Raw genomic sequence first — 26,174 nt, 5'->3', positions numbered from 1 at the left:
AGATGTTGAAAATTACAGACATTGGATTTCATGTGGACCAACGTACAGGCTTTCGATCCTGCGGGTCACCTCAACAAAGAAGGCCTGACGAAGAACGAAGTCTATCACATTGCCAGCAACATCAAGTTTATTGAACAGAGAACCATGTTGGGTGAAAAGGAGAAGTGAAGTGAGGAATTCAGAAGGAAAGATATAAGGCCGAGATCGATGGGGAGTCTATCGTATTTATTATTGGCATGCGAGTAAATCGTCTGTGGGCGATAAATAAGTGGTTACCTGTTTCCAAAGCAATGGGGCCGATTAGAGAACTATACATGAACAAAGATCTGGGGTTTCTCGGGATTGGCTGGCGAGGTGAACCAGTACAACAGCAGCACGTTGATGTCCGCCCACCATCATCTGAAGTAGGAGCAGTTCATGCATATGTTATCAAGGACAAAAAGGAAGTCTATCAAGCGCTGAAGAGGTTTTGGCCAAAAGCACACCGTGCAATAAAAGACATGCGCCCTATCTGCGGAGAAGTAGGCCCCGTAAATATTGTCTAGACAAAACAGCGGTTCTCCGATATTGGAGAACCGCTGTTTAAAAATTGTAGCCGGCTGCGGATCGACCGTCGAATTATACAAAAATGAGGGCTATGATATTAATACAATGCTAAGTATCAACATAAATAAAGGAATTCCACTGTCGGATAACGCTACCGAATTTGCCATGTCAGCTGCCGTTGGGATTAGCGACAATTGTAATTTCATTTTGCAAGATAGCTCTTCTTAAGTCAGTTTCTTATCCGGTCTATAAATAAAACAGGGCGAACGAGTCTGGAACTGTAATCTTGAAAATAAATCGAGTCTTCCTTGTGTTGTCGCTTGCCAGCTCTTTAACCGCCTCCTTCTGCACCTTATGCTCCATCGTTTCTAACGCGTCACTTTCCACAAGCAGACATGGAATCGAGCCAGCGGTCATGAGGTAGCTTTCGCCGCATGACGTACAGTCGAATGAGAACTCCCTCTTCACAAGCGTTTGCTTGCACTGCGGACACGCCCAGTTAACGTCTGTTAATGGTCAAGCATTGCTCACCGCTGCTCCTCCTTCAACCATGGCTAGGCTCTCCTTCGGTGCCGGAGGCATCTTCACCAAATGGACAATTTTGAATACTCTTCTACCTGCGACCATATCGGTATGATTTTGCGTGCCGGGTGCCTCCAGCCATTCCCATACTCGATCTTCCCCTTCTAAGGAGCCTTCAAGCGCATGCAGGCGGGTATCCAGAGCATCGTCTCCCGATTGTAATACATTGCCTGTAATATCCCGGATCAACGAGGTGTGAAAGCCTAGTCTTTGCCACTGCTCTTCATAGCGCGGCACGTCGGAAGCGCTCATAATATCCGCATACAAAAATGTCCCACCTGGCTTTAATACACGGTAGGTCTCCGTAAAGAACAGCTCAATATGAGGGTACAAATGCGAGGACTCGATGTTCAGCACAATGTCGCAGCTTTCCGTTTTAACAGGCAGCTGCTCCGCGTCGCCAATACAATAGTAAGCCTGCTCATATCGGTTATTCCTTTGGCAAAATTGAATATTGGACGGTGTCAGATCAATGCCGACCACGCTGCCGGTCCCATAGTTTTTGCATAGCTCGCTCACGTTGCCTCCCCGTCCACAACCGATTTCCAGGATATCCTTGCCTGAAACATCCAGGCCGCCAATAATTTCGCGAAGCAGCTGGATACTGCTGTGGTTAATACCTTGACGGCCGCCCGGTAGTTCGTTATCGGATGCATAACCCCAGTTAATAAAGGTGGAAAATCTGGACAGTCTTTTCTCCTCAAGCGACCGGTTAATAGAGTCAAACATGCCGATGATCGCTTCCTTTTGCGCCGCGCCTTCGGCAAGCTTCTCCGCTACAGGACGGTCAATTAACATACTTGCGAGGCCCTCTTCCCAGGCGTATTCGAGGCCGCAGGTCTCGCAGATCAAACAGTTGTCCGCCTCATAAAGATCACTCTTGCATTCAGTGCATACCAGGGTAATACCGGACAAAGGCCAAGTCGTTTTCATATCTACATCTCCTCATCGTTTTAGCCGCTTGCGCTGCTATAATTATTTATCGCCTTTCTCCAAATCAAACGGACATTTACCAGAAGAAGGATGGGGACGAGCACCCCCCATAGCATAAGCCCTTCATCCAGCCTATTCATAAAGAAAAGTGGACCAAAATTCGTAATAATTTTCTGCATTCATAATCTTTACTCCCCATTTGTTGCTTTTTCTGATGCGCGATATTTTATCCTTACTTACCTGGCGCTAGGATGAACACTTTACCACGATCAATCCCCCCCTTTAAAATTTAGAATTAATTTCAAGAATATGAATTAAATATACAACTTTTATGCATATGTTTCCAGTTATTTTACAATAGTGATGAATAATCTCTGCCAACGTGTCGAGGGACAAGAACATTGCACCGTTTAAAGTCACTATTATATCGGCTTTTCGTATTATTAGGACAGCCAGAAAGAAATTTTCTGGTTTGCCTATTTTAATGGGTGTTTTACGATGGTGGTAGCCCGGAGAACGAGGGCGGCTTAGGGACAAAGAACCTGTACAAAATCCATCCAACGACCATGTTTGAGCTGGTTGAGGGCTATGACCTCGTATCACAAGCTAAGCTATGGGTTTGGAAACCAGGTGGGAATGCCGGTAAATCGAATTAGGGAGGTTTTTATGCAACCCGTTGTTGGAATTGATGTGGCGAAAGGATGTAGTGTTATTCAGGCCTTCAAAAAGCGTAACGAACCATATGGAAGGATGGAGACCCTCCAGCATGGTGAAGAAAGTTTCGAGCGGCTAGGGGAAGTGCCTAGCAAACTGAAAGAGGCAAGTGGTGTGGAGCCTGTCGTTGTCTTCGAGGCAACCGAACATTACCATCGAGGTTTGGCAGGATATCTGAAACGTAGCGGATGGATTCACTACATCATCAATCCTTTGCAAGCGAAACGATCCAAAGGCACACAACTTCGAAAAGTGAAAACCGATGCAGCAGATGCTTGGCATATTGCCGAGATGTATTACCGTGGGGATGTTAAAGCGCATCGCGAGTGGGAAGAGTCCTACAGTGAGCTTCAGCACTTGACCAGGCAGCATGAGTTTGTGACCGCTATGTACGTGCAGGCGAAGCTAAACAGCTAGAATTATTGAAAAATAAAAAAAGTCCACTCCTAAGTCATGAACTGTGACCCGTAAGATGGACACTTTGAAAAAAGTACCCTCTTACGGGTCCTTTGCGTTTTAATCAGATTATAAAAGTTTGTGGGGATGTAGATTATGAAGAAAATCGGACGGGTTTTTACGGAGAAAGAGATCAAGGTACTGGAGTCGAATCCATCCATTTGGGTATCAGAGAATATCACGTATTCCCCTGCCTTTAAGATTGCGGCTGTACAGGCCAATCAAGCGGGGCATACACCCATGGAAATCTTCGTACAGACAGGATTTTACTTGGAACTGATCGGACAGGAGGCGCCAAAAAGATGTCTGGAGCGTTGGTGGAAAACATATGCTTCTTCAGGTGAAGCTGGGCTGCTGGAAGAGCGTAGGGGAAGGGAAGCTCAAAAAGACCGGTTAGTCGTGAGCTATCGGCTGAGGAAAAGCTCCGTCTTGCCGAGGCTCGTATCAAGCTTTTGGAAGCCGAGAATGAACTCTTAAAAAAAGCTAGAAGCGCTCGAAAGGCACAAAGACACAATGAATTACTAGCGTCTTCCGAGCGCTTTCAGCTCATCAATCAGGTTGTTCGTAAACATGGACTGAAACGCGTGATTTGCTATCTTTGTAAGCTTGCTGAGGTAAGTACAAGCGGGTATTATCGCTGGTGTGCGGCGGAAGAACACCGCCAGCTTCGAGAGGCTGCCGATGAACGAGACTTTTTACTTCTGAAGGCGCACTTTGATGCACTTAGAGGGATGGCTGGCGCGCTGGTCATCAAAATGAGGTTAGAACGGCTTCATGGAATCGTTATGAATCATAAGAAAATTCGCCGTTTGATGCGGAAATTCAGACTCGTTGCTGTGATTCGTCAAGCGAATCCCTACCGTAAAATGGCTAAAGCGACGCAAGAGCACCGCACCTGCCCAAACCTCCTGAAGCGTCGGTTTGACCGGGGAGAGCCTGAAATGGTATTGCTCACCGACATTACTTATATGCATTATGGAAATGGCCAACGGGCTTATTTGTCCTGTGTAAAGGATGGTGCAACAAAAGAAATTTTAGCTCACTACCTGTCCTCTTCATTTGAATTGTCTCTTGTTCAACGAACACTGAAGCGGCTGTTTAATCGTTTGGAAGTACATCCGGAGGCTATCTTTCACTCTGATCAGGGATTCCATTACACACATCCTGAAGTTCGTTCCATTATCGCTAAAGCTGGGTTTAAACAATCGATGTCACGAAAAGGAAACTGTTGGAATAATGCTTCGATGGAGACGTTCTTCGGGCATATGAAGGATGAATTAGAGTTCAAGGATTGCTTATCCCTACAAGAGCTGCGAGTTCGTGTCAACGAATACATCACCTATTACAATACCGAACGGTTCCAATGGACATTAAAAAAGATGACTCCTGATGATTGATGAATAGGGACCCTTTTCAAAAGGATCCACAAATGGGGTCACAGTTCATCACCAATAAAGATATGTTAATTCTATATATAGTAAATATAACTTGACTAAATACATATGGATGGATTTGATAGATAAAAAAATCATGAGTTTTAACAATGAAAAAAATGACCTCTAAATCATTGCGGAGGGTTGGGACTGGCTATAAAAGCATTACAAAGCACAAACGCATAAAGCCAAAAGGCACCTGAAACCGTAATTTGGTTTTTGGTGCCTTTTGTATTAAGACTGTAGTGAGCCACCTCTTCGACGATATCACCTTACCGTAGACGCGATGAACTCCAAAATCAGCGAAGTGTCCACCATGATGGATCATATTGTTTAGTAGACCTCGCACGTGGTGGTAAGCGATCTAGAGATACAACCTGTGTTCTCCAGGAGAATGTCAAAGAGATAATAAAGCTTTAGAAAGCTAAAAGGAACTGCTTTTCCTATTTATTCATTTCAAAAACGAAAAATTATTCAGAGAATTAGTCAAAAAATCCAAATGTCTAAATTTTATTTGATAAATTGGATAGTTTATTGAAAATCATAACATCATTTGGGTATTCAATGGTTTACATTTTATTTACTGAATAATTAAATGCGATAAGGAGAACTCAAATAAAAACGGCCGTTTTCAGATGAAACACTATCAAAATGTGCATATGTAAACTAAAAAGTTTATTTTAATTTAAAAAATAATTCGAATGTAAAAAAAAGTTTGACATTTGTACACATGTGGTTTATTTTGTTAAATATGGGCATTTTGTTTTGAGTGCTCTTGTAGTTTTTCTTGGTTGTTTCTATAGAAAAGTGGACGTAATATGTCCCGAACGAGTTGAATCAATTCTAATATGGATCTTATTTAAACCCAAAGGAGCGTGAGCAACATTAACAAAATGCACTTATCAGATGATATTAGCAGCAGAAAAGGATCAGGAAATCTGTATTACAGGGAGACATATAGGCCGGCAAACCACAGGTGCAGAGCATCGCTTACAGCAGGGATAAAGGTCGAACTTGGATAAAATATGAAGGTAACCCTGTTTTGTTCCCAACGAAAACGCTAGACTTTCGTGATCCGAAGGTGTTTTGGTATGAAGAATCGTCAATGTGGGTTATGGTTCTTGCCGTAAGAGACCGCGTCGACTTTTACACGTCTTCGAATCTGAAGGAATGGTCTTTTGCAAGCGATTTCGGTTCCGATATTCCGGGTATCCATCGAGGGATATTTGAATGTCCTGAGGTATTTAAAATCCAAGTGGATGAGGATCCCAATATCACTAAGTGGGTTCTGTTGCTAAGTGTCGGGGATAGAAATGGTGTGAATCCAAACGATTCAGAACCACCAGCAGGCGGTTCTGGCATGATGTATTTTATAGGCAACTTTGACGGTAAGGTATTTACAAGGGATGAAACGTTGGAATCATTCGATACGATCAAATGGATAGATTACGGGTCTGACTTTTACGCGGCCGTGACATGGGATGGTATTCCGAAAGAAGACGGACGAAAGATCTGGGTCGGCTGGATGAACAACTGGCGTTATGCCTCTACCCTTCCTTCAAAGGAATGGCGTGGCCACATGTCAATCCCCCGAGAGATTCAGCTTAAGACATATCCGGAAGGAATTCGCTTAATCCAAGTACCTATAAGAGAGTTAAGTCAACTCAGAAGACCGATTATGTCTCTGCAAGACTTAACGATTAAGCCAGGTAGCAACGTCTTATCTGATATTTCTACTGCAAAGGCCGAATTATTGCGGAATTTGAAATCGGTACTGCCGTGGAATTCGGGTTCAAGGTGCGTTCCTCTTCTACTCAGGAGACAACCATCGGATATGATGTCTTGAATGAGGAGCTGTTTGTCGATGGGACGAAGTCAAACGCAATTGATTTCCATCCTGATTTTGCTGCAAAGCACCAAGCCCCCATGAAGCCAGAGCATGAACGGATAACCTTGAGCATTTACGTTGATTGGTCTAGTGTCGAGGTCTTCGGCAATAAAGGAAAAACAATCGTTTCAGACATGATTTTCCCGGACTTGGAAAGTAGAGGACTAGAACTCTATACCCTTGGCGGAGAACTAAAGGTCGTGTCGCTTCAAATCAATGATCTGGTAAGCATCTGGGAAAATGAGACGGTTTAGACTTTAGCAATGGCTTGATTCGACGAAATGGTTACAGTCCGGTTTTGGGCACCCGGATCTGAACTTGGTACCCCAAACTAATTAACGAAGCAATCACTCCTTAAAACGAATAAGGACTACAGCGTTGCGGTGGTCCAGGAAGTTTGACTCTATCTGTGCTGTCAGTCTGTAGTTCTTAGCTAATTGACACTAAATCAAATTCTCTCCCAAGGGGGTGTCTAATTGCGATCCAAGATATTACCGATGCAGTATCCGGCAATCACCTCGTGGCAGTGGCAGGCAAATACGTTTGCCGTCCTAGCCAATTACCCGCAAGCAAAGCCGTGGATAATGACACATTTCATTCCTCTCCAGCTCACCTTAAATGAGGGAAGTTCCTATGTGGACTTCTACCGTACTCCTACCTTTGAATTTTGTCCTTGGCTGCTTCGCCAACATTTAAGTCGTCAGTTGGTTCGAAATTTCAACAAGGATATATGTACTTTTCTGATGGATTGTATAGACATGAATAATTATATTTATTTGCTTCTTGATCAAGCGCAGTTTTTGGATATTGAATCTTTCTTTTCACATGACTCATTTATTTTTGGTTATGACGAGGAGAGGGATATATTTCATATCGCCGATTTTACATTCGCGGGGGGGAAGTACTCATTTAACGAAATCACATTTGAGCAAATGAGACGTGCCTACGAGGGAATCGATGATGATGGAGATTGGTTGTATGCGTGGAAGGGTGGTCTCTCTCTGTTACAATTCAACGAGCGAGCAGCTTATGACTTTAATCTAAACTATGTTATTGAGCACCTTAAGGACTATTTAAATGGAGAAAATCCCGCCGACAAATACAGAGAGTTGGGTTATATAACAAATCCATGTGTATGGGGAATTCGTGTTTATGACGAGCTGATTTTGGATATAACCCGCATACGCAGTGGACAAATTGAGGAAGATAATCGCCCGTTTCAAATGATCTATGATCACAAGATCTTGATGTTGGAACGAATTGACTTCATGAATCAAACTGGTGTTCTAGGGGAAAGTAATCAGCTCAAGGTTCGCTATCAGACGATTGCCGACGATGCTCTATTAGCGCGAAATTTGATTATCAAATATTCACTGACGAAAAACGAAGATAACCTCAAAAAAGTGGAAGTGTTAATTAGGCGTATTCAAGCCTGTGAGCGCGAGGCTATCGAACTTATGATCTACAACTTGAGCCTTGTGTCAAACATAACTCCAATGGGCGTAGAGGAGGAGGTCTAACGTTGAGAAAACAACTCTGTTTGGAACGCATCCAAAACCTTATTCATCAAAAGATTCCGGACTACGATAAACAACGTATAAACGCTAATGCGTTACTTGAAGAGATATGGATCCAAATGAATTCTATGCAGATGATTACATTCGTCGTGGAGCTCGAAACCGAATTCGGTCTAGAGCTCCCGGACGAACTGGTAGGTAACATGGCAGGCAGTCATCTAACCCTTGGCGACTTGGCTGATCTTATTAAAAGTTACCAGGAACGCTTATAGCAAGCGGTACTTGATCATGCACACTCACAACATGCAGTCTGAAGCAATATGAGTTTGGATCAGGCTGATGCTCTGGCGGACGGCACGAATGCGCATGTTGAATCACTTGTCTAAGCATCTCCCATCGGGAGTGCCATAATAGACGGATCTGGGAGCGGTATTCCAGGATGGCCGCAGTCTTCTGTTTCAAACTGCACTTGGGAAGTGAAATGTAGACTGGATGTAGATTCCGAGCTAGGTCAATTTCCCATTTTATATCTTGACCATAGTTTAAATACGGTAGATCTTCGTAGTAAATCAAACGGGCAGAGACTTCCAGATCACTAATACTTCGTACAGCCTGTTCGGCCGCAACCCGCACGATACTGTGATCCACATGTCTTCCGATTGCAAGCGGAATATAAATATGATCGTAGTCTGTAAGACAGAGTCGTGTCAAAAGCACCTTTGTTGCCTCAGAAATCACGTCCAGCTCGGTTTCGTAGTCACTACGGAACAGATCGTCCAGCTTTTCATATGAGGGGGCACCGCTGCGATCTTTACGATAGATACATTCCGGCATGTCCAGATGAATCGTGTCCACATCGAGAAGATCACATGCACTAATGTCCTCTTCTCGCCGTACCTTCATCACGTCGGAGCTTAGCCCGAACTTTTTGTGCAGGATGCGAGCAAGTAGGGATAGATCTGTGCCAGTACCAGTGAAAACAGTTGCTATGGTCACATGATAGCCAGCACGAACAAGCGAATCGATATAATCGCCGCAAGAAATAATAGCATCGTCCAGATGGGCGGAGACAAACAGACAGTGGTTATTCAAGGGTTCAAGCCCTCCCTTTAACAGTGATAAGAAATATATTACTATTATACCTTTTATTTATTTTTTTTGGAATTAAATAAAAAATCTAAAATACAACTTGAAAGGATGTCGTTTATGTTTGAAACATTAAAAAATATCATTGCAACTGTGCTCGAGGATGACTCGCTTCGTGAAACTCTCACAATGGAGAGCGACCTGATTAACGACGTCGAGTTAGATTCCCTACAGATGATAACGTTTATTCTCGGAGTTGAAGATGCTTTTGGGGTGGAGATCGTTTACGAGGACCTGGACTTGGCTTGTCTGCGCTCAATCGGTGCCTTCATGGCATTCCTAAAAGGCATGAATCAAGAGGTCGGGTAGTATGTTGGTTGCCAGCACCTTTGATTCGGAAACCTATTGGCGTGAAGAAGGGAGTAGCAGGTTGCCTTTTATTCCTGATCCTTCACGGTCGCGGGTGGTAATGGCTATGGATGAATTGCTGGCTTCCTTATGCGGCCCGGAGGACACACTGTTGACCCGCTTTGAGATGGATGAGGCGCACATGGATTATTTGGCGCACATCGGCTTTCATTTTACACAGCTTAGTGCGAATGTCCCAAGCCATGAACCAAATCTATTTCGCGCTCTGTACGAAGTTCCAGAGACCGACGAGCGGCTGAAGCAGTTTAGTGAAATGACTCCCTTTTCAGTCGTACCTTACGTTCACGAGCTTCTCGACAGGTACAACTATTCGAACAAGCTGCCCACCCTTCAAGACGTTAAACGAGTAAATTCTAAGTTGTATTCCGCCGATCTTGCTAAGAGACTTCTGGGCAGCTCCTATAGCCAGCCAGTGTTCAGCGCGGATGAATTGGCTGCAGTAGGGCGAGAGCTTATGGGGTTGTCGAAAGGGGTCCTGTTAAAAGACCCCTTTGGCGTAGCTGGAAAAGGCAATATGCTGTTTAAAAACCTATCATCTTTGGAACGTGTAGTAAGCTATTTGCGCAAACAAGAGCAAGCCGGTTCCTCAACGGCGTTTCTTGTCGAGCCGTTCCTTGACGTGGAATATGATTTTTCCTGCCAATTTTCAATTGATGAGAGCGGGTCGTACCAGATCGTCGGCTTGCAGCAAATCATCAATCGACAGTTTGCTTATGTGGGGTCACAAGCGATGCAGGAGGAGAACAGTCATTCGCTAATACGGAACGGTTATTTCGATGTCATTGAGAAGCTTGCTTCCTCACTATACAAGGACAGGTACTTCGGCCATGTTTGTGTTGACTCCATGATACTAAAGGACGGCACAATCGTGCCGATTGTAGAAATCAACGCCCGTCAATCAATGGGACTGGTCAGTCATCGACTGGGCGAACGGCTGGAAAATGGGAAGCACGGGACATTTACGTTCCGAACGGTAGGCAGTCGCCATCGGTTTGATTACGGGCAGTGGCTGCGACAGCTGGATGATGACGGCGTTTTATACCCTAATCATACCGGCGAGGGCATCATTCCGCTTTCCCCGGCGTGCATGTTTGCTGGCTATGGGGAATCAGATTACCCACAGACATTAAGCGAAGGCAGTTTCATCAAGGGGAGGCTTTATCTGTTTGTAATCGCGAGAGATGTGCAGGAGCAGAAAAGTTTAATCGACAAGCTAAAGGAACGTTTTGAAGTCCAGGGAGGCAAGTGGTATGGATAGTCATTTGAAGCCTTGTGTCACTATACTTGGATCCGGTAACTCACTAGGTGTGTACATGCCAGCCGTACAGCTAGGCATTTACCTGGAGCGTTCCGGCATTTCAAACGAAGTCTGTGTGCTCGAAAATGTGTATGTCGACGGCGTAAAGAACAAAGTGCCGGCTTATCGCAAGGCCTTTCATGATAATTTCGCCATCGCCCGGAAGAGTGTGGAGTTGGCTCGCGATATTTCAGATTGCCTGGATCCCACCAAGGTACAGCTGCTGCTGGAAGATTGGTCCCGTGAGCGCCGGACGTCGTTCATTGCGTTGACTGGGTTCTGGATCCCGATTTTGGAACAATATGAACAGTTTGTTGGAACTCGGCTCGAGGTCGACATGCTTCATCTCGACGCTACGCTTTCGCCATCTTATTTGGTCTATGGATCTCGAAGCGAGCGGTACAACCACATTTGGTTTTACGAACCGACCAAGAAGCGTTTTGAATTACAACTTCCGATGACGGACGAAGCACCGATCCCGTTTCGCCAGCGAGAAGAGAGAATGGTGGTCCATGGTGGCGGCTGGGGGATTGGGACCTACCCGCAGGCTGTTCGAGACCTGCTTGAAGGCGGTATGGAGCTGGATGTTCTGGCTTATTTTGACGAGGATATTCAGCCTGATCCACGCATTTGCTATTATCGGAACGACCCATCGTGGAGTCCGTGGCTGAGGAATAGACGGGGGGAATTCGGTTTTCCTCCATTTGCTCAGATTCAACATGGAGAGACTTCCATTTACTTAGACAGCGGAACTACTCCCCTGTTATTTGAACGAATTCGCCGTTGCACAGCCATTGTCAGTAAGCCGGGGGGCTATTCCTTGATGGAATCGTTCGCCGCTGCGACGCCTATGGTTTTTCTTGAGCCCTTTGGAAGACACGAAACCGCCAATGCTGAATATTGGATTAAGCAAGGATTTGGCGTGTCCTTTACGGATTGGAAGACGCAGGGATTCAACATCGAGATATTGGAACGTGCTCATTGTAACCTACTACATGCCCGCGAGCGTTGCAAAACTTATGGAGGTGTAAATTATGCAACCCAAAACGAGTCGAAAGTTTGATGAGCGTGTGTTTAACGATCTGAAGCGTACAATTATGAATATGTCCCGGGTCAGTCGGCTTCGAGCGACCGATAGTCGCTATGCGATGGAGATCCCGGAAGATATCGGGATCAAGCTGAACAACGGGTGCAACTTGCGTTGCAAGCATTGCTACGAGTGGAACGCGGACGGCTTTCACTGGGACATGTCCAAGGAGGAGCAAGGTAAAGAAATCGATGTCGCGTTGGTCGATAAGCTCCTTGCCTTTACCCATGAGAAGAAGTCGAAAGTCTATCTTTGGGGCGGAGAACCGCTGTACCATAGCAAGTTCGATCAGATTGCGAATCTGCTGGAACGCGATCAGCGGACGACGACGATTTGTACAAACGCGATTCTTCTGGAGGAAAAGTTAGATTCACTGCTTAAGATCGGTGAGGGACTTGTTGTACTAGCCAGTCTGGAGGGATTCGAGGCTGAGAACGACGCGATTAGGGGCAGAGGGACCTACAAAAAGGTGGTTAGTGCCATAGAGCGTCTGCTGGAGTTGCAACGGCAGGGCATTTTCAAGGGCAGAGTATCCGTCAGCTTGACGATGAATGATCTCATGATTCCCAAAATGTTTGATTTTATGAAGTTTTTCGAGGAGATGGGCGTGGATTCGGTCTACTTTGTATATCCGTGGTATATCGCACCTGAGTCTGCTCAGGAGATGGACAATTTCTTCATCAAAGAGTTTGACTGGTTGGATCCAATCCGTCAGGGTAGCTGCAGTTGGAATTCATTCACTTATCATATCTCCGGCGAGAAGGTGGGGGCACTCAAGGAGGAGGTTCTCCGCATCTCCGAGCAAACATGGGGAAGCCGGGTTCGATTTATGCCCGCATTGGAGCAAGACGAGATAGAGGATTTTGTCACTGGCGTGCAGAGAACCGGGATGAAGCGGAAGGAATGCTTGGCGATCTCCACCCGAATGGACGTATTGCCGAGCGGAAACGTCACTCCGTGCAAGTTCTTTCCTGAGATGGCGGTCGGCAACATTAGTGATGTGGATGTGAAGGAGGTTTGGAAGGGGGAAAATTTTGCCAAACACCGAGAGGTATTAGCTTGCGGACTGATGCCGGTCTGTTCCCGATGCGGGTTACTTTATCATTATGGCCGGTAAACGTTATCGTCCACCTTCTAGTTCGATTTAATTGTTAAGGAGGGGCGCAATTGACAGCGATCCATGTGGTGCAGTTAGCTAAAAACTTCACCTATTACACCAAAGAGGTCGGAATGCTTCATTCCATTAAAAACCTCTTTTATCGGAAAAGTTTGACGAAGAAAGCGGTGAAAAATATCTCCTTTTCGATCGAAGAGGGGGAAATGGTTGCTTTCCTTGGGCCTAATGGGGCAGGCAAAACGACGACGCTAAAGATGCTCTCTGGCATCTTACATCCAACTAGCGGCGAACTTACTGTACTGGGCTTCAAGCCTTATGAGCGAAATAAGGAATTCAAGAAGCAGTTCGCTATTGTAATGGGGCAGAAGAGCCAACTATGGGTTGACTTGCCTGCGGCGGAATCCATTTTGCTAAACAAATATATCTATCAGGTTGACGATCGGCATTACAAACAAACACTGAACGAACTCATCGAACTGTTGGACGTCAAGCACATTATGAATGTTCAGGTAAGGCGTTTATCGCTAGGTGAGCGTATGAAGATGGAGCTCCTTGCGGCGCTTATTCATAAACCGAAACTGCTTTTCCTGGATGAGCCGACGATCGGGCTCGATATTGTTACACAGAAAAAGGTGCGGGAGTTTTTGAAGTATTACAATGAACAGCATAGGACAACGATTATTTTGACAAGTCATTACATGAAGGACATCGAGGATCTGTGCAAGCGGACGATCATTATTAATGATGGCAGGCTCGTCTTCGACGGGGATCTGAAGCGAATCGACGATGTTTTGAACGACACGAAAATCATACAGTTAAAATTTAAGCAACACGTAGCGACTGGACAGCTGCAGTTGTACGGGAAGGTGCGTCAATCGGACGGATTTCATGCCACGCTGGAGATAAGTAAGGAGCGCATTAGCATGGCTTCCAGGGATTTGCTTGAACACTACCCGATTGAAGATATTACGATCGAAGATATTCCTATCGAGGAAGTCGTTGTATCCTTGTATCAGCGGGATGATCGGGTATCCGGATGAGTGCCTTTCCCAAATACGGACGCGTGTTCCAGTTAGGCGTTCAGTCTTCACTCGAATATCGATTTGACTTTCTCTTTTCCTTGATCAGTGCATTCTTTCCGATTCTGATCCAATATTATATTTGGTCAGCGGTCTATGGAAGATCGGAATCGTCGGAATTTTTCGGATATACCTACGGCCAAATGATTTTATACACGATAACGGCAGCCATCGTGACGAAAATTGTGACAACGGATATAGGTCAAAACGTGGCCACCGAGATCAAGGATGGTGGGTTGAATAAATATTTGGTTCAACCGGTCAGTTTTTTCGCTCTGAAGCTATTTACTATGCTGGGGCAAAAGATTTTCTTTTTTTCAGCCATGCTATGTATCTTGCTGTTTACACTCGTTTACTTGACCGGAACTTATGGTATACGGATTCCCTTGGCACATATTCTACTCTTTATGGTGTCAATGGTCATGTCTTTGTTGTTAAACTTTCTTATCTCTTATACGCTCGCGGCTGTTGCATTTATATTGTCTGAAATCTCCTATTTTTTTGAAATGACCGGCTTATTTGTCATCATTTTAAGTGGTGGTGTTTTTCCGATTGAGGTGTTTGGTAAGACCATAAATAAGATTTTAGACTACTTGCCATTCAAGTATACGATCCATTTTCCTGCGAATGTTATTAATGGCAGATTGTCAATGGACGAGGCAGTACAAGGAATCGGGATGCAGTTCTTCTGGATGATCGCGCTGCTTGCCTTTTCACGGATCGTATGGCGCGCCGGAATGAAGAAGTATCTCGGATTGGGGGGCTGACCGGTGAGAGGATGGCTGGGAACGCTTCGCAACTACCTAATGATTTACTTTTTGTTCATTAAGAACTGTTTTATTGCTCAAATGGAATACAGGACGAACTTCATACTCGGGATTGCTGTGGAAATCGCATACTTGTTTGCCAAGCTTCTTTACGTCGTAGTAGTCTATGAGACGGACTTGCATATCGGATCGATCACGCCTGATGGTATCTTGATGTTTGTCGGCACATACACGATTATGACCGGTCTTTATTCCGGGCTCTTTTTCCCTAATTTCGTCAGGGTATCCGAGTATATACGCAGCGGGACGTTGGATCTACTCATGGTTAAGCCAATTTCACTACAGTTTTTGGTTTCGCTTCGATACATCGATCTTGGGATGCCAATTCCGAATTTCATCGCGGGTGGAACGATGGTTGTGATCAGTTGGAATGCATTAAATATCCCGGTAACGGCATGGAGTTTATTCTCATTTTTGTTTTACTTGGGGACAGCGTTGATCATTACTTACTGTCTCATGTTCATCCCAGCCTTGTTATCCTTCTGGCTTGTTAATACGGGAGGGCTGGCGGGAATTTTCTATTCCATTTGGGACGCCAATAATATGCCAATGCCGATCTATTCACGTTTCATCCAACGAATCGGCGTGTATTTATTGCCTTTTCTCGTCATTACGAATTTTGCGCCTATGATGGTGATGAATCAGCTGACACCTGCTTTGGCGGTATGGGGCGCTATCGTACCAATTGTGCTCCTTGTAATCGTTCGCTTCGTTTGGAGTCGGGCAATACGTAATTATAACAGTGCAAGCGGCTAAAGGCTGACAACTTAATTGAGGGAGGGAGGAATGACATGCATATGCTTCGTTGGCCGGCAACCGGCATTGCCTTAGTATGTCCTATTTGCAAGTCAAAGCTAAACACATCGGATCAGATGTTGGTGTGCGGGGAGTGCGCGGTCAGTTACTTCTTCGGTGATGGTGGTGTTCCGTTTATGCTGGCTGATCTGCAAGGGCAGGAAAGCGGGGAAACTGCAGTCCTCAAAAAGGATATCATGAAGATGTTCACTAACTATAATCGGTCCTTGGACGAGAGTGGCTTTTCCCGTTTCTCGACATTTATCAATTGGGGGTTCGCCTCCGAGTTCAATCAGGCCCCAGCAAGTGTCAATCGAAACTCCATCCGGCTTCTGCAGGAGTGCTTGGATGGTTTATATCTCGAGGATAAGAACATTTTGGAGGTAGCCTGTGGCAGGGGGGGAGGCGTGCGAGAGCTCTGTCGAAGTTACGGTGTGAGAAGCGTTGTTGGCTTAGATCTGACCGAAGCCAATATTGCATTTTGCCAATTGACCAATCGTTTCCCAAATGCCTATTTTTGTGTTGGGGATGCCGAGAGGCTTCCTATCGGTTCGTCATGCTGTGATTTTGTCCTCAACATGGAAGCGTCTGATCTATATCCATCGATTAAGTCTTTTTATGACGAGGTCTTCCGGGTGCTGAAACCGGGCGGGACTTTCGTTTATGCGGACGATTTGCCAACCTGGAAGTTTGACGATGGTGAACGATATTTGCTTGAACTGGGCTTCGAGCTGCTTATATCACGCGATATCACGGGGGAAGTTTTGCTTTCAAGTGATCAAGTTCTAAAGAATCGCATAGCCGCTTTTGGTACTGAAGATCAGATGGATACTGCGATTTGGAAAACAATGGGTGTGCCAGGCACTTCCTTGTACGATGAAATGAAAAGCGGGGAACGCCAGTACAAGATCATGCATTTCCGAAAGCGGGCTCATCACAATGTATGAGAACCACGTGACGATCGTCGATTATTCCGTCTATCTCCCGAAGTCCCGTATCCATGTCACGAAAGCGATTCAGCAGGTGAAGGCCGACGGCGTAGAATTTCGAATGAGCGATTCGGAATACTTGAACAAAGGCTTTGAGCTGGTGCCCATAGAAGAGGAACTTGAATTGGAACAGATGATTGCTACCGTGTGTAGGCCAATTCTGCGCCGGGCTCTGCAGATGAATGTACAGATCGCGGCGGTCATGTTTGCTAGTGTAACGAATAATGAAAACGGTGAACGGAATCTTTTTGATCGCCTAGCAGATGAATTCGCCCTTGAGGCAGTCTCATTTATCCCTTTGGAGGAATATTCTTGTTCCACGATGCACTTATCGTTGTGCTTGGCGTCGAACTACTTCATGGCCCCGCGTCAGCAAGGTGAAGGAATCTTGTTCATCACTGCCGACAGAGCCATGAATTCTTATGAACGGAGCGATCCGTTCATGGTGTTCGGTGACGGCGCGAGTGCTGCTTTATATATGAAGGGGCAGCGTCAAGGACAGCAGACACTTGCTTCGGTTATGAGAGTCGACGGCCTCGTATACGATCTGGCTCCAGATCGTATTCAATTATATTACTCAACGTTTTATTTAGGGGTCAGACAGGCAGTAAGAGCAGCATTAAGCGAGTCCGGTATTCACATTGCTCAGATCGCCGTGATCTTTTGCACCAATTTGGGGCTACACGTATGGAGTATGCTGGCTCAAGTGCTGAGGGTGTCCCTGGAACGCTTCTACAATCTAACCCTCTCCAAGGACGGACATATTCATAACACCGATATCCTAAATAATATCGATCACGCTATCCGTTCAGGTTTCTTGAAAGAAGGGGACTTGTATATGACGATTTCCGTTGGCTTTGGAGGCTATTACGGTTGTGCGATTCATCGGTATTCCAAGAAGGTGAACGAGCTATGTATTTGACATTTCATCATGCTGAGGCCGCTGTGGGATTAGAAATGCCATGGGGACGGATAACCGATCTAATTGAAAAGAATAGGAATTGGACCGAAGGAATTGACTTGCTCTGTTACTGTCATCAGACGGACTTTGAAGCTGGTGTTAATGGCTGTGCTAAACTGAGACAAGAATTAGGACTAAATGAGGTTATGCCCATTTCCGTCGGGCAGTCTGGTAGCCTTTCTCTATCTAATGCATTAACAATATTAGACTGGATGTTCAATAGCGGTACAAAAAATCATGCTCTTTGCGTCATTGCCGACTCATTCATTCCAGATCATATCGACAAACAAGGGAGTTGCTTGAGTATGACCGCACTGATCGGTGTGTCGACTATGGCCGGTGATTATCGAGTTGAAAGCTGCCGTAAGCTTCCAGGCACCAACGTTAAAGCAGGAGCAAAAAGCGCAGTTGAACCGATCCTAAAGCTTGGACTGCACCAATCAGAGTTTACAAGCGATCTGGAGATGGAAGTCGTCACGTTCGATGCTGGAGTCTTCGGTGCAAGCCAACTGAAGTTACGACGAACATAATTTCCTCGTACCCACCATCTTACCAAGGCCATTTAGGAGAAGGATTGGTTTTTTCCATGCGCTCCATCGTGACCTCGGGATATTGCTTCTTGTCGAGGGACAAGAACATTGTGTCATTGAAGTCGCTATTTTAGCGGCTTTTTTATTTTATCGGTAAAAGTTCGTGTCCCGATCCAAGGACAAGAACTTTTACCGATTGCCGATTAGATGTGTATCGCTATTTTAGGAGGATAGGACGACTTTTATTGTGGGATGAAGTTACAGGGAGTTGAAAGTGCTTTTCACCGATCAAGGGGTTCGGTGAATTTTAAAGTCAGATTTTGAATATTGAGAGTTAGTAAAAAAGGACCTCAGAAACTGAAAAATTTCGAGGTCCTTTACTGCGGATTTGGATTGAAAACGACGTTGACGGCAAGCATCATCTAAGAGGACTCCCAGCGGGTGACCTTTTTTTTGTAAAACCTTTACAAAAATGCGTAACAGGCAGGAAGCCCTTGATTGGGAGAAAGCGAATGCTATGAGTCTATGGAAAAAAGGCAATTCAATGAGTAGACATCAACAACCACGTCCATGGGAAGAATAGAGGGAGATGAGCGTATTGTATCTAAAAGCATTTGATCTAGATTTACCTTATATAATTAATGATGAAAATGTTGAATCAATGAAGTGGGGCTTTTATAAAGTTTTATTTATCATGAAATAAATTAGAGATGTATAATTTATCAAATAATCTTGAAAATCGCAATGCTCGTTATGAGTGAATGCGCCGCTAGACATTTAGTCAAAATACGGATTTTGTGAAGATGTTCAAGAGAAACCGCGTAGCGACACGGTTTCATCGGTCCATATTATTCACAGCATTACGCATCTCTTCATCTGTTAAGTGAGTATATATCATTGTTGTCTGAATGGAAGAATGCCCTAATTGATTCTTTAGTCTTGGGACATCGTTATTTTCAAGATGATATCGCGTTGCAAATGAATGCCTGAGCGAATGCACTGTTAGAGAAGGTTTCCCAAAGGCAGTGGCATATTTTTCAATCAGCTTTTCAATTGATCGTTGTGTCAGACGACGGCTTTTTCCTTTACGACCTACAGGAGCTGCAATGAATAAATAGTTTTCTTGTTTATCTGGTAAATATCTTGTTTCTCTGATCTGCAGATAACTTTCTAAATCCATTAAAGCCTGTTTGCTAAAGTAAACGTATTGTTCTTTATCACCTTTACGTACCACTCGAACTAAAGCTTTATTCATATCTAAGTCATCCATATTAATTCCTGCAACCTCAGACAATCTAAGCCCTGAACCTAATATCAGCGAAACGATTGCTGTATCACGCTCACGATTAAACTGATGAAACGTAAAAATACGCTTGTTTTCTTTATGTTTTTCACCAAAATCATAAGCTACAAATTGCCTGAATAATTCGAAATCATCATTTCTTAGAATTTTTCCTTCAATACGGTTTGCAATGGTTTCTTGGCTTTCTTTGATAGCATTCAAATCCATCTTGGCCATTACATTTCGTTGAATATAAGGCTTCAAGTCGCTTGTTTCAGCCTTATTCTGAAGGTAATCAAACAACGATTTTAGAGAGGACAATTTGCGATTTATCGTAAGTTTCTTGTTTCCAAGTTGATAATCCAGGAATGACAAGAAGTTTTCCACTTCACGTATTGTTAATAACTCCAATGTTTCTAAGGTTATTTCTTTCCGATTTGATGAAGTTAGATTCTCTGCAATAAGCCAATCGAAAAAAATAATGTAATCATGACAGTAATTAAGAAGTGTTGTTGGAGATAACTTGCGTTTTTTGCTATCTATAAATTCTGTTACATACCAAGGTAAATCGGACAATTTTTCATCAATACGTTGCATGTAGTGATTTTTCATTAGTTTATCCATTTATGTACAAACCTCCATGGATTCATCATAACCCATCGTTATTTATTCGTCAAATTATTATTTTACGTAATTTTAATATTCATCTTACATTATGGCATGGTAATTCGGAATATCCCTATGAATAGGAGAATTTTGTTTTTTTTCAGCACACGTTCAACCCAAAGTCTTTTGGCTTCTGCTTTATCTTGAGCTAGCTTGGTTCCACAGTTAAGAAAACCCGCCTAAGTATGGGTTAAAAAGTTCTAAGGCTTAACATCTGTTTTATCATTATTCTGCGATACTGAGTATTAATCTAACTTTACCCATCTATAGAATATAGATAGCATTTCACCTAGATTTCCTGGGCCCCCTGCAGAAAATAAACTGCTCTCGATATTGCAGTGAATCCAGTCATCATCGCTTCTCTCTATTATAAGCGCATTAAATTTTTTGTTTCTAGTTCTGTTTCTTTTAAATTAATTTTAATATGCCATCCTGGGTTATCAAGCGTTGTTATTTTTATTCGTTCTTGATGCTCCCAATCTTCATCGCAGTGTAAATAATACCATTCTTGTAACCAAGTTAATATATCCAATCATTACACTCCTTATGGCTTACGTAAATTTTTCGTCACAGGCAAAAAGATTGAATTTTTGGATCATCATAACTACAAATTGCTAAAACTTTTATTTTATCAGTACTTCCATCCTCTAGTAAAACCTCACCATATTCACCTATTTCTGAATAACATATCAGTTTAGCACCATCAGTTTCATTAAGCATTTACTCACCTTGTTCTTTCTAAACTTTGATTTGTTGATTTTCACAGATTGATCTGTTCTAATAAAATTCCCTTGAGTATCCCACTCTTCTAAATGATAATTCTGCAATGAATGGATTTATTTCAGTTTAAGTTCCTTTCCCTAATAATTTTCTATATCGTCCATTGCATCTATAACTTAACATTTCTATACTGTGTTTGCCTAAGTTGCTTCCAGTACTTTTCCTCGCGCTCTTCCTGAGAAAGCTTTTCACCATGTTATCCTGTCGTTCAAACAAATTTAATTATCGACCAAGCCCCTGTTCTGCCATAAAAAAACAACTCACCAGGAGTTGTTTTTAATATTCATGCTTCTTTGTAAGAACCCACGTACCTAATCTGTTTAAAATCTTTGGATAATCCATGGATAAATGTATTTCTAATGATCTTTAATATTCATTAGATACTCAACTAAGGTCGCAAAACCAATGATTGAGGAGAAAATCCTTCTTGATGCGCCTTCTTCATGACTTCGCTTTCCGGCCGACGTGTCCGGTTTGAAATTCTTATTTTGCCTGTTATAGATGCGAAGGACATTAGCTCTTGCTTGGTTTGCACCTTATCCGTTTCGTTGCACAGGCCTCTGCCAAGATTTTTAAAGCACACGGATAAAGATTGAAGGCAAAAAAATTCAACTCAGGAGTTATATATATCTCTATTCAGGTTCACAATGTCTTGGTGCGAATATCCCCCAGTAGCTGCCGATAGCTTCTCTATCACTTTATCGCGTTGGAATGGAGCTTTTTCTTTATTTGCTTTTTTTAATGCTTCGGTTAGTTCCTCTTTGGTAAGTTCTGTGCAGTACGCAGGGGTTCCTGGCTGTTGTCGCCACGAATCACTTAAAGATCCGCTATCTACTGGGTCGAAGCCGAGCTCATTTACTACGTTCATGGTTAATTGTTTATGCGACTGGTTATCACCAGCAATCGCTATGGCAAGTCGTCCACTGGTACCTTCGGGAGCTCCTTTATATTCTAACGTATAGGCTAATAAATTGTTGAAAGCTTTAGTGATAGGTCTCCCTAACTGATTTGATACCCAAACACTTTCAACCAACCCATTCTCAATTTCTTCAATTTTATTGTCTCTATACGGATAATAATTTGAAGTGTCAACAACGACTACTTCCTCCCCAACTTTATCTACAATGCTGCGAATGCTTGGCAGTGCGTTGAAAGGGATCGATATGACTAGAACAGCAATGTTTGTTATTACTTCATCTACACTCACTGGTGTACCTGCAAGTTCTTTTCCCTCTAGCCGTTCAATCCCGCGAGCATCTGCAATTTTGACATCATGTCCATTCTCAATTAATTTTTTTGCGATATTCGACGCGATGGGTCCTGCACCTATAATTCCAAATCTCATTTTCATTTCTCCCTATTCTAAAAGTTATTTTACGTCGCTGATCGGGTAGTAAGAAATTATTATTATTTTTTATTTTAGACTTCCGTATTGGTAGGGAACTCCCATATTCTCACGCAGTGTTTTACCCTCATATTCTCTGTATAACAAACCGCGGTCCTGCAAAATTGGGACAACCAGTTCCACAAAATCAGCAACTCCATCATAGGCTATATCCAGAACAACCGAGAAGCCGTCACATGCCTCTGCCAAAAACCATTCTTCCAAGAAGTCAGCAACTTGTAAGGGGGTCCCTGCAACTACCGGATGATAGTTAATGACTCCATAGGCAAGTATGTCTCGTATCGATAGCCCTTGTTTAACAGTCTGATATTATCATAGACGGCTCTAATTGCTCTTTATCGAGTGGCTGATACTGGTTTTCAAATAATACCATGGATTAGAGGTAACCGCGGCTTAAGAGCAGGCTTATCTCCCGACAGAATACCGATACATAGCCCCACCCACGGAATCACATATTTAGGTAAATTCGTTTGATTAGCTGCCTTAAAGATGGCCTCCCGTTGTTCCGCCGTCAGGGTTTATTCGCATAAGAACGAACAGAGGTATGATTTTGAAGTAATTCAAGCGTATTATTCAAAGGATGGGTCTCCGTTTTTACTTAATACCAGCTGCCAACTCATCAACCACTTCTTGTACAGTTTGGATCTTTTTGATTGGTGTAATTCCAGTACCAACAGTGATAATACCACCTTCGCCGTTACCTTCAAGCATACCGATACGGATTACACTTGAACTACCCCCAACCTTAGCAATTTCTTCACGAGATGCGCCCTGGTTATCCATAGCCACCAATTTTTCAGCAAACGGTGTAGGCAACGAACGATAGTAAGCTGGTAAAGTACGGTACAACAACAAATCTGCTGCAGATGAATCCACTATCATTTGCTTTACTGATTGTGCTGCGGGGTTTTCAACAGTAGGAATAAAACGGCTTCCTAAAAAGACACCTTCTGCCCCCAATTCAAAGGCGCTGGCAACACCGCGAGCATCACCGATTCCACCAGCAGCGATAACTGGAATATCAAGCACATCAACGATCATAGGAGTTATTGTAAACGTACCAATGATACTTGTTGGCAATGTTCCACCCTCATCAAATCCAGTAACAACATAAACGTCAACACCCATAGCTTGAGCAGCCTTTGCATCTTCGATCGTTGGAGTCAAAGGACGATAAACAATCTTAATGCCCGCTTCCTTTAATGGGGTAATGATCTTTTCAGTCAATGTTCCTTCAACACCATTAAGAAGAATAACTTGAACACCTTCTTCAATGACAACTTCTAAAATTGGCCAAGTGAACTTCATATCTGCATCAGTAATCAAAGTTGTACCAAATGGTTTATCCGTCAGTTCCTTTGTTTTACGAATCTCGCGGCGCATACGTTCTGCGGTTTCCTCTGGAGAGGTTGTAATTGTCGCTTGACCGGCATTCGGACCAAGAATCCCTAAACCACCCGCATTACTCACGGCAGCAACAAATTCAGCATTCGTAATCCAACTCATAGGTCCTTGTAAAATGGGCTTTTCAATACCAAGAATTTCTGTTACACGATTTTTCATAATTATTATCCTCTCTTTAGCACCATTATTGGCATAATACTGTAAAGCTTAATTGGTCTGCTCTCCGGGTTATGTTACAATAATCATTAGCTTGCTAATAATTTTTGTACTAGTTAGCAGCCTTGGCACTATCATAAGTCCATACGTTTCATTTGCAAAGAAGGCAATTTAAATGAACGTAGTACATATTTTTGTACTTTTAGACTGGGAGCGATATCATGAGGGTATGTAATGAAGGATTTGAAAAAGAGTTTATTGATGAAAAAAGAAATATGTACGCAATAGCCTTTACGCAAAATGTACTTTCGGGGCGATGGAAATATTTCATTATCTGGTATCTGGAAGGGGAAAGACGCCGGTTTACCGAGATAAAAAATTTCCTGAGAGGCTTGTCGCAAGGCTCGCTCACCAAGCAACTCAAGGAGCTGGAGGACGACGGAATTATTCAGCGCGATGTGTATCCAGAAGTTCCGCCACGGGTCGAATATTCGCTGACAGAGAAAGGAAACAAACTGCTGCCTGTCCTAAAGAAGATGGAGGAATTCGGTAAAGAATATGGGGAGAAGCCTGAATTAGATGAAGGATAAAGGCTACCCCCTAATCAGCCAGCACATAAAATCTCGCCATCTGGACCAAATGTATGTTCAGGATTGCTCCTTCAGCCAGCCATTCTAGTCCACCTCAAAAGGAATGGCCTTGCCACTACTTCTAATTGCATAACATATCGGGTAACAGTAAGTTAAGCCAACCTTTGGGGATAGGCCCAAAATATCGAACCTGGTCAAATCGGCAATAGTACCATGTTCTTGTCCATTTCGGCAAAGGGACCAAATTCTTGTCCTTTGCTTAGGACAAGAACTTGTACCGTTAAAAGACAAGAACTTGTACCTATTGGCGTTTTTTGTTCGCCCTCTTTACTTTATATTAGCATAATAAAAAAAAACTTTGAAAGCGACAGACATGGTCTTGTGTGTCCTGCATTCTTTCTTTGTCCCCAACTCTTCTAATGAAGCTATTTAAAACCCCTAACAATTAATGTTAGGGGCTAACTTCAAGTGAAACCAGTATATCGCGCCCGTTGTGGCCAAAGAATACGTCCAATGATCCATTTATCATTTTACTTTTAAAAAGTGTATAACTCAATTTATTACCAAGGTAAAAGCAAAGCTTATCAAGAACATCGAAAAAAATCCTATTTCAAAATTATTCTTTGCATATTGATAAGTCTAACAAGGCAATTAATTAAAATCTTGCATTAAGTCATCAATCACTGCTTTTACAGTTCTAATCTCTTTAATTGGAGTAATACCTGTGCCGACAGTAATATAGCCATCCACTTTGTTACCCTCTAGCATTCCGATACGCAGACCACTTGCTCCGCCCATTGCTTTTGCTCTTACTGATCACCCCTTGTTCCACCAATTGCGAACCGTGCTTGTTCTGCGGGCAACTGTTCCGCAATTTCTTCCTGCGGTGCATCTGGTTGAATTTTGACATGAACGAGAAAACGCATGTTTCACTCCTCCTAATATGTTAATATACTGTATAATCCAAATCTCATTTATTATAGTTTCACACGATCAATACCAATACTTTCACTACAAGCATCGAGTAGGGTATTTTTATTGAAATAAATGTGGGTACAGGGAAGGAACTCCTCCGGCAAGACCCTGCTGTACCTCCCGACTTGTAGCATCAGTCAACAATCTCGTAGAGGTCGGCTTCAATCCCATCGATTGCGGTTCTAGAGATGTCCTTTGGAGATGATTTAGGCGCATGGATGCCAGCTGTCATGTCCGTGTCCATAAACGCTACATGCAATCCGGCACCCCTAACGTTCTTAGCAGCTAATTCTAAGCGTAATGCTTTTGTTACTCCCCATTGAGCAGATTTTGCAGCTGAATATGCCCCTCCTTCGTCTATATTGATCCAAGATAATACGGATAGGATATTCAGAATCGAACCCCCTCCATTCTTCTCAATCACTGGTGCGAACGTGCGAATCATTGAAAGTGTACCAGAAACATGAGTGTCGAATTACAAATGAATATCATCCAGCTCACCTGTGAGCAGAGAAGCACCCGTTGCTGAACCAGCGTTGTTAATTAGAAGGGTAACATCCACTGCGATCTCTGCTGCAGCTACCACAGATTTCGGAGCAGTAATATGAGTTGTAGTGGAATAGCACCAGGCAGATCGACTGATTCTGGGT

At 43.5% G+C, this 26,174-nt stretch carries 26 protein-coding genes and 3 pseudogenes; 19 read left to right on the top strand and 10 right to left on the bottom strand.

The features are described from left to right. Positions 1-236 precede the first annotated feature (236 nt). Positions 237-287, top strand: a pseudogene (locus ACYCSE_RS22825) (DUF4188 domain-containing protein); the annotation flags it as partial. A gap of 27 nt (positions 288-314) precedes the next feature. Further along, complete coding sequence (locus ACYCSE_RS22820; protein WP_459702574.1) at positions 315-545, top strand: hypothetical protein; 231 nt, start codon at positions 315-317, stop codon at positions 543-545. Between the two features lie 517 nt (positions 546-1,062). Here the strand turns inward: ACYCSE_RS22820 and ACYCSE_RS22815 are convergent. Next, complete coding sequence (locus ACYCSE_RS22815) at positions 1,063-2,061, bottom strand: methyltransferase domain-containing protein (protein ID WP_250261287.1); 999 nt, start codon at positions 2,059-2,061, stop codon at positions 1,063-1,065. 666 nt (positions 2,062-2,727) lie between these two features. On the opposite strand from ACYCSE_RS22815, the pseudogene ACYCSE_RS22810 reads away from it, so the two are divergent. The 6 genes and pseudogenes from ACYCSE_RS22810 to ACYCSE_RS22785 all read left to right on the top strand — a co-directional run. Continuing rightward, a pseudogene (locus ACYCSE_RS22810) lies at positions 2,728-3,189 on the top strand (IS110 family transposase); the annotation flags it as partial. 138 nt (positions 3,190-3,327) lie between these two features. Continuing rightward, positions 3,328-4,628, top strand: a protein-coding gene (locus tag ACYCSE_RS22805) for an IS3 family transposase (protein WP_452566895.1) whose coding sequence is annotated in 2 segments (ribosomal slippage) — positions 3,328-3,598 and positions 3,598-4,628 — 1,302 coding nt in all. Because the reading frame shifts where the segments join, the coding sequence is not laid out codon by codon here. 1,012 nt (positions 4,629-5,640) lie between these two features. Beyond that, positions 5,641-6,510, top strand: coding sequence for a glycoside hydrolase family 32 protein (locus ACYCSE_RS22800; protein ID WP_459700062.1), 870 nt, complete (start codon positions 5,641-5,643; stop codon positions 6,508-6,510). Next, on the top strand, positions 6,444-6,806 hold the full coding sequence (locus ACYCSE_RS22795) for a GH32 C-terminal domain-containing protein (protein WP_459700060.1): 363 nt from the start codon (positions 6,444-6,446) through the stop codon (positions 6,804-6,806). Before ACYCSE_RS22800 ends, ACYCSE_RS22795 begins: the two co-directional genes overlap by 67 nt. Before the next feature lie 243 nt (positions 6,807-7,049). Beyond that, positions 7,050-8,072, top strand: a complete 1,023-nt coding sequence (locus ACYCSE_RS22790) for a hypothetical protein (RefSeq protein WP_155729660.1) — start codon at positions 7,050-7,052, stop codon at positions 8,070-8,072. Between the two features lie 2 nt (positions 8,073-8,074). Further along, complete coding sequence (locus ACYCSE_RS22785; RefSeq protein WP_061828346.1) at positions 8,075-8,341, top strand: acyl carrier protein; 267 nt, start codon at positions 8,075-8,077, stop codon at positions 8,339-8,341. Here the strand turns inward: ACYCSE_RS22785 and ACYCSE_RS22780 are convergent. Next, positions 8,316-9,161, bottom strand: coding sequence for a PIG-L deacetylase family protein (locus ACYCSE_RS22780; RefSeq protein WP_459700058.1), 846 nt, complete (start codon positions 9,159-9,161; stop codon positions 8,316-8,318). The genes ACYCSE_RS22785 and ACYCSE_RS22780 overlap by 26 nt on opposite strands. A 114-nt stretch (positions 9,162-9,275) precedes the next feature. Between ACYCSE_RS22780 and ACYCSE_RS22775 the strand changes: the two genes are divergently transcribed. From ACYCSE_RS22775 to ACYCSE_RS22730, 10 genes are read left to right on the top strand one after another with little or no spacing between them, the layout of a single operon-like run. Continuing rightward, the gene (locus tag ACYCSE_RS22775) at positions 9,276-9,524 is read left to right on the top strand and encodes an acyl carrier protein (RefSeq protein WP_061828348.1); all 249 of its coding nucleotides are present in this window, start codon (positions 9,276-9,278) and stop codon (positions 9,522-9,524) included. Between the two features lies 1 nt (position 9,525). Continuing rightward, positions 9,526-10,842, top strand: a complete 1,317-nt coding sequence (locus ACYCSE_RS22770) for a hypothetical protein (protein WP_459700056.1) — start codon at positions 9,526-9,528, stop codon at positions 10,840-10,842. After that, entirely contained in the window at positions 10,835-11,944 is a 1,110-nt protein-coding gene (locus ACYCSE_RS22765; protein WP_459700055.1) for a hypothetical protein, read from the top strand. Before ACYCSE_RS22770 ends, ACYCSE_RS22765 begins: the two co-directional genes overlap by 8 nt. Continuing rightward, on the top strand, positions 11,916-13,085 hold the full coding sequence (locus ACYCSE_RS22760) for a radical SAM protein (RefSeq protein ID WP_322161021.1): 1,170 nt from the start codon (positions 11,916-11,918) through the stop codon (positions 13,083-13,085). Before ACYCSE_RS22765 ends, ACYCSE_RS22760 begins: the two co-directional genes overlap by 29 nt. Before the next feature lie 50 nt (positions 13,086-13,135). Continuing rightward, a complete protein-coding gene (locus tag ACYCSE_RS22755) occupies positions 13,136-14,125 on the top strand; it encodes an ABC transporter ATP-binding protein (protein WP_235309786.1) in 990 nt (329 codons plus the stop codon). Continuing rightward, positions 14,122-14,931 carry an ABC transporter permease gene (locus tag ACYCSE_RS22750; RefSeq protein WP_165176800.1) on the top strand — a complete coding sequence of 270 codons (810 nt, stop codon included), beginning with the start codon at positions 14,122-14,124 and terminating at the stop codon, positions 14,929-14,931. Before ACYCSE_RS22755 ends, ACYCSE_RS22750 begins: the two co-directional genes overlap by 4 nt. 3 nt (positions 14,932-14,934) lie before the next feature. Continuing rightward, the gene (locus tag ACYCSE_RS22745; protein WP_231109362.1) at positions 14,935-15,747 is read left to right on the top strand and encodes an ABC transporter permease; all 813 of its coding nucleotides are present in this window, start codon (positions 14,935-14,937) and stop codon (positions 15,745-15,747) included. A 35-nt stretch (positions 15,748-15,782) separates the two neighbouring features. Beyond that, positions 15,783-16,733: a methyltransferase domain-containing protein gene (locus ACYCSE_RS22740; RefSeq protein ID WP_250261296.1), complete on the top strand. Its 951-nt coding sequence runs from the start codon at positions 15,783-15,785 to the stop codon at positions 16,731-16,733. Continuing rightward, on the top strand, positions 16,726-17,697 hold the full coding sequence (locus tag ACYCSE_RS22735) for a 3-oxoacyl-[acyl-carrier-protein] synthase III C-terminal domain-containing protein (RefSeq protein WP_235309789.1): 972 nt from the start codon (positions 16,726-16,728) through the stop codon (positions 17,695-17,697). The genes ACYCSE_RS22740 and ACYCSE_RS22735 overlap by 8 nt, the downstream gene beginning before the upstream one ends. Continuing rightward, positions 17,688-18,266, top strand: coding sequence for a beta-ketoacyl-[acyl-carrier-protein] synthase family protein (locus tag ACYCSE_RS22730; protein WP_069291976.1), 579 nt, complete (start codon positions 17,688-17,690; stop codon positions 18,264-18,266). Before ACYCSE_RS22735 ends, ACYCSE_RS22730 begins: the two co-directional genes overlap by 10 nt. Positions 18,267-19,101: 835 nt before the next feature. On the opposite strand, the gene xerS is transcribed toward ACYCSE_RS22730, so the two are convergent. The 6 genes and pseudogenes from xerS to ACYCSE_RS22700 form a co-directional block, all read right to left on the bottom strand. Next, positions 19,102-20,172 carry a tyrosine recombinase XerS gene (gene xerS / locus ACYCSE_RS22725; protein ID WP_165176794.1) on the bottom strand — a complete coding sequence of 357 codons (1,071 nt, stop codon included), beginning with the start codon at positions 20,170-20,172 and terminating at the stop codon, positions 19,102-19,104. Between the two features lie 287 nt (positions 20,173-20,459). Beyond that, a pseudogene (locus ACYCSE_RS22720) lies at positions 20,460-20,746 on the bottom strand (immunity 53 family protein). A 35-nt stretch (positions 20,747-20,781) separates the two neighbouring features. Next, a complete protein-coding gene (locus ACYCSE_RS22715; protein ID WP_322161030.1) occupies positions 20,782-20,934 on the bottom strand; it encodes a hypothetical protein in 153 nt (50 codons plus the stop codon). A gap of 673 nt (positions 20,935-21,607) precedes the next feature. Next, positions 21,608-22,339 (bottom strand): NADPH-dependent F420 reductase, encoded by a 732-nt coding sequence (locus ACYCSE_RS22710; RefSeq protein ID WP_459700049.1) that lies wholly within the window; start codon positions 22,337-22,339, stop codon positions 21,608-21,610. 69 nt (positions 22,340-22,408) lie between these two features. After that, complete coding sequence (locus tag ACYCSE_RS22705; RefSeq protein WP_459700047.1) at positions 22,409-22,588, bottom strand: hypothetical protein; 180 nt, start codon at positions 22,586-22,588, stop codon at positions 22,409-22,411. 405 nt (positions 22,589-22,993) lie between these two features. After that, the gene (locus ACYCSE_RS22700; RefSeq protein ID WP_061828389.1) at positions 22,994-23,962 is read right to left on the bottom strand and encodes an NAD(P)H-dependent flavin oxidoreductase; all 969 of its coding nucleotides are present in this window, start codon (positions 23,960-23,962) and stop codon (positions 22,994-22,996) included. A 218-nt stretch (positions 23,963-24,180) separates the two neighbouring features. Here ACYCSE_RS22700 and ACYCSE_RS22695 point away from each other — a divergent pair, with 218 nt between their 5' ends. Then, positions 24,181-24,549 carry a winged helix-turn-helix transcriptional regulator gene (locus tag ACYCSE_RS22695; protein WP_081112397.1) on the top strand — a complete coding sequence of 123 codons (369 nt, stop codon included), beginning with the start codon at positions 24,181-24,183 and terminating at the stop codon, positions 24,547-24,549. A 651-nt stretch (positions 24,550-25,200) separates the two neighbouring features. Here the strand turns inward: ACYCSE_RS22695 and ACYCSE_RS22690 are convergent. Together ACYCSE_RS22690 and ACYCSE_RS22685 are read right to left on the bottom strand one after the other, a co-directional pair. Then, positions 25,201-25,347 carry a hypothetical protein gene (locus ACYCSE_RS22690; protein WP_231109365.1) on the bottom strand — a complete coding sequence of 49 codons (147 nt, stop codon included), beginning with the start codon at positions 25,345-25,347 and terminating at the stop codon, positions 25,201-25,203. Positions 25,348-25,657: 310 nt separating this feature from the next. Next, the gene (locus ACYCSE_RS22685) at positions 25,658-25,969 is read right to left on the bottom strand and encodes an SDR family NAD(P)-dependent oxidoreductase (protein ID WP_235309795.1); all 312 of its coding nucleotides are present in this window, start codon (positions 25,967-25,969) and stop codon (positions 25,658-25,660) included. Positions 25,970-26,174: the final 205 nt, after the last annotated feature.

This window comes from Paenibacillus sp. SEL1 (genome assembly GCF_054602535.1).
Note: the sequence above shows the minus strand (reverse complement) of the source record. Positions and strands in the feature narration are given on the sequence as shown.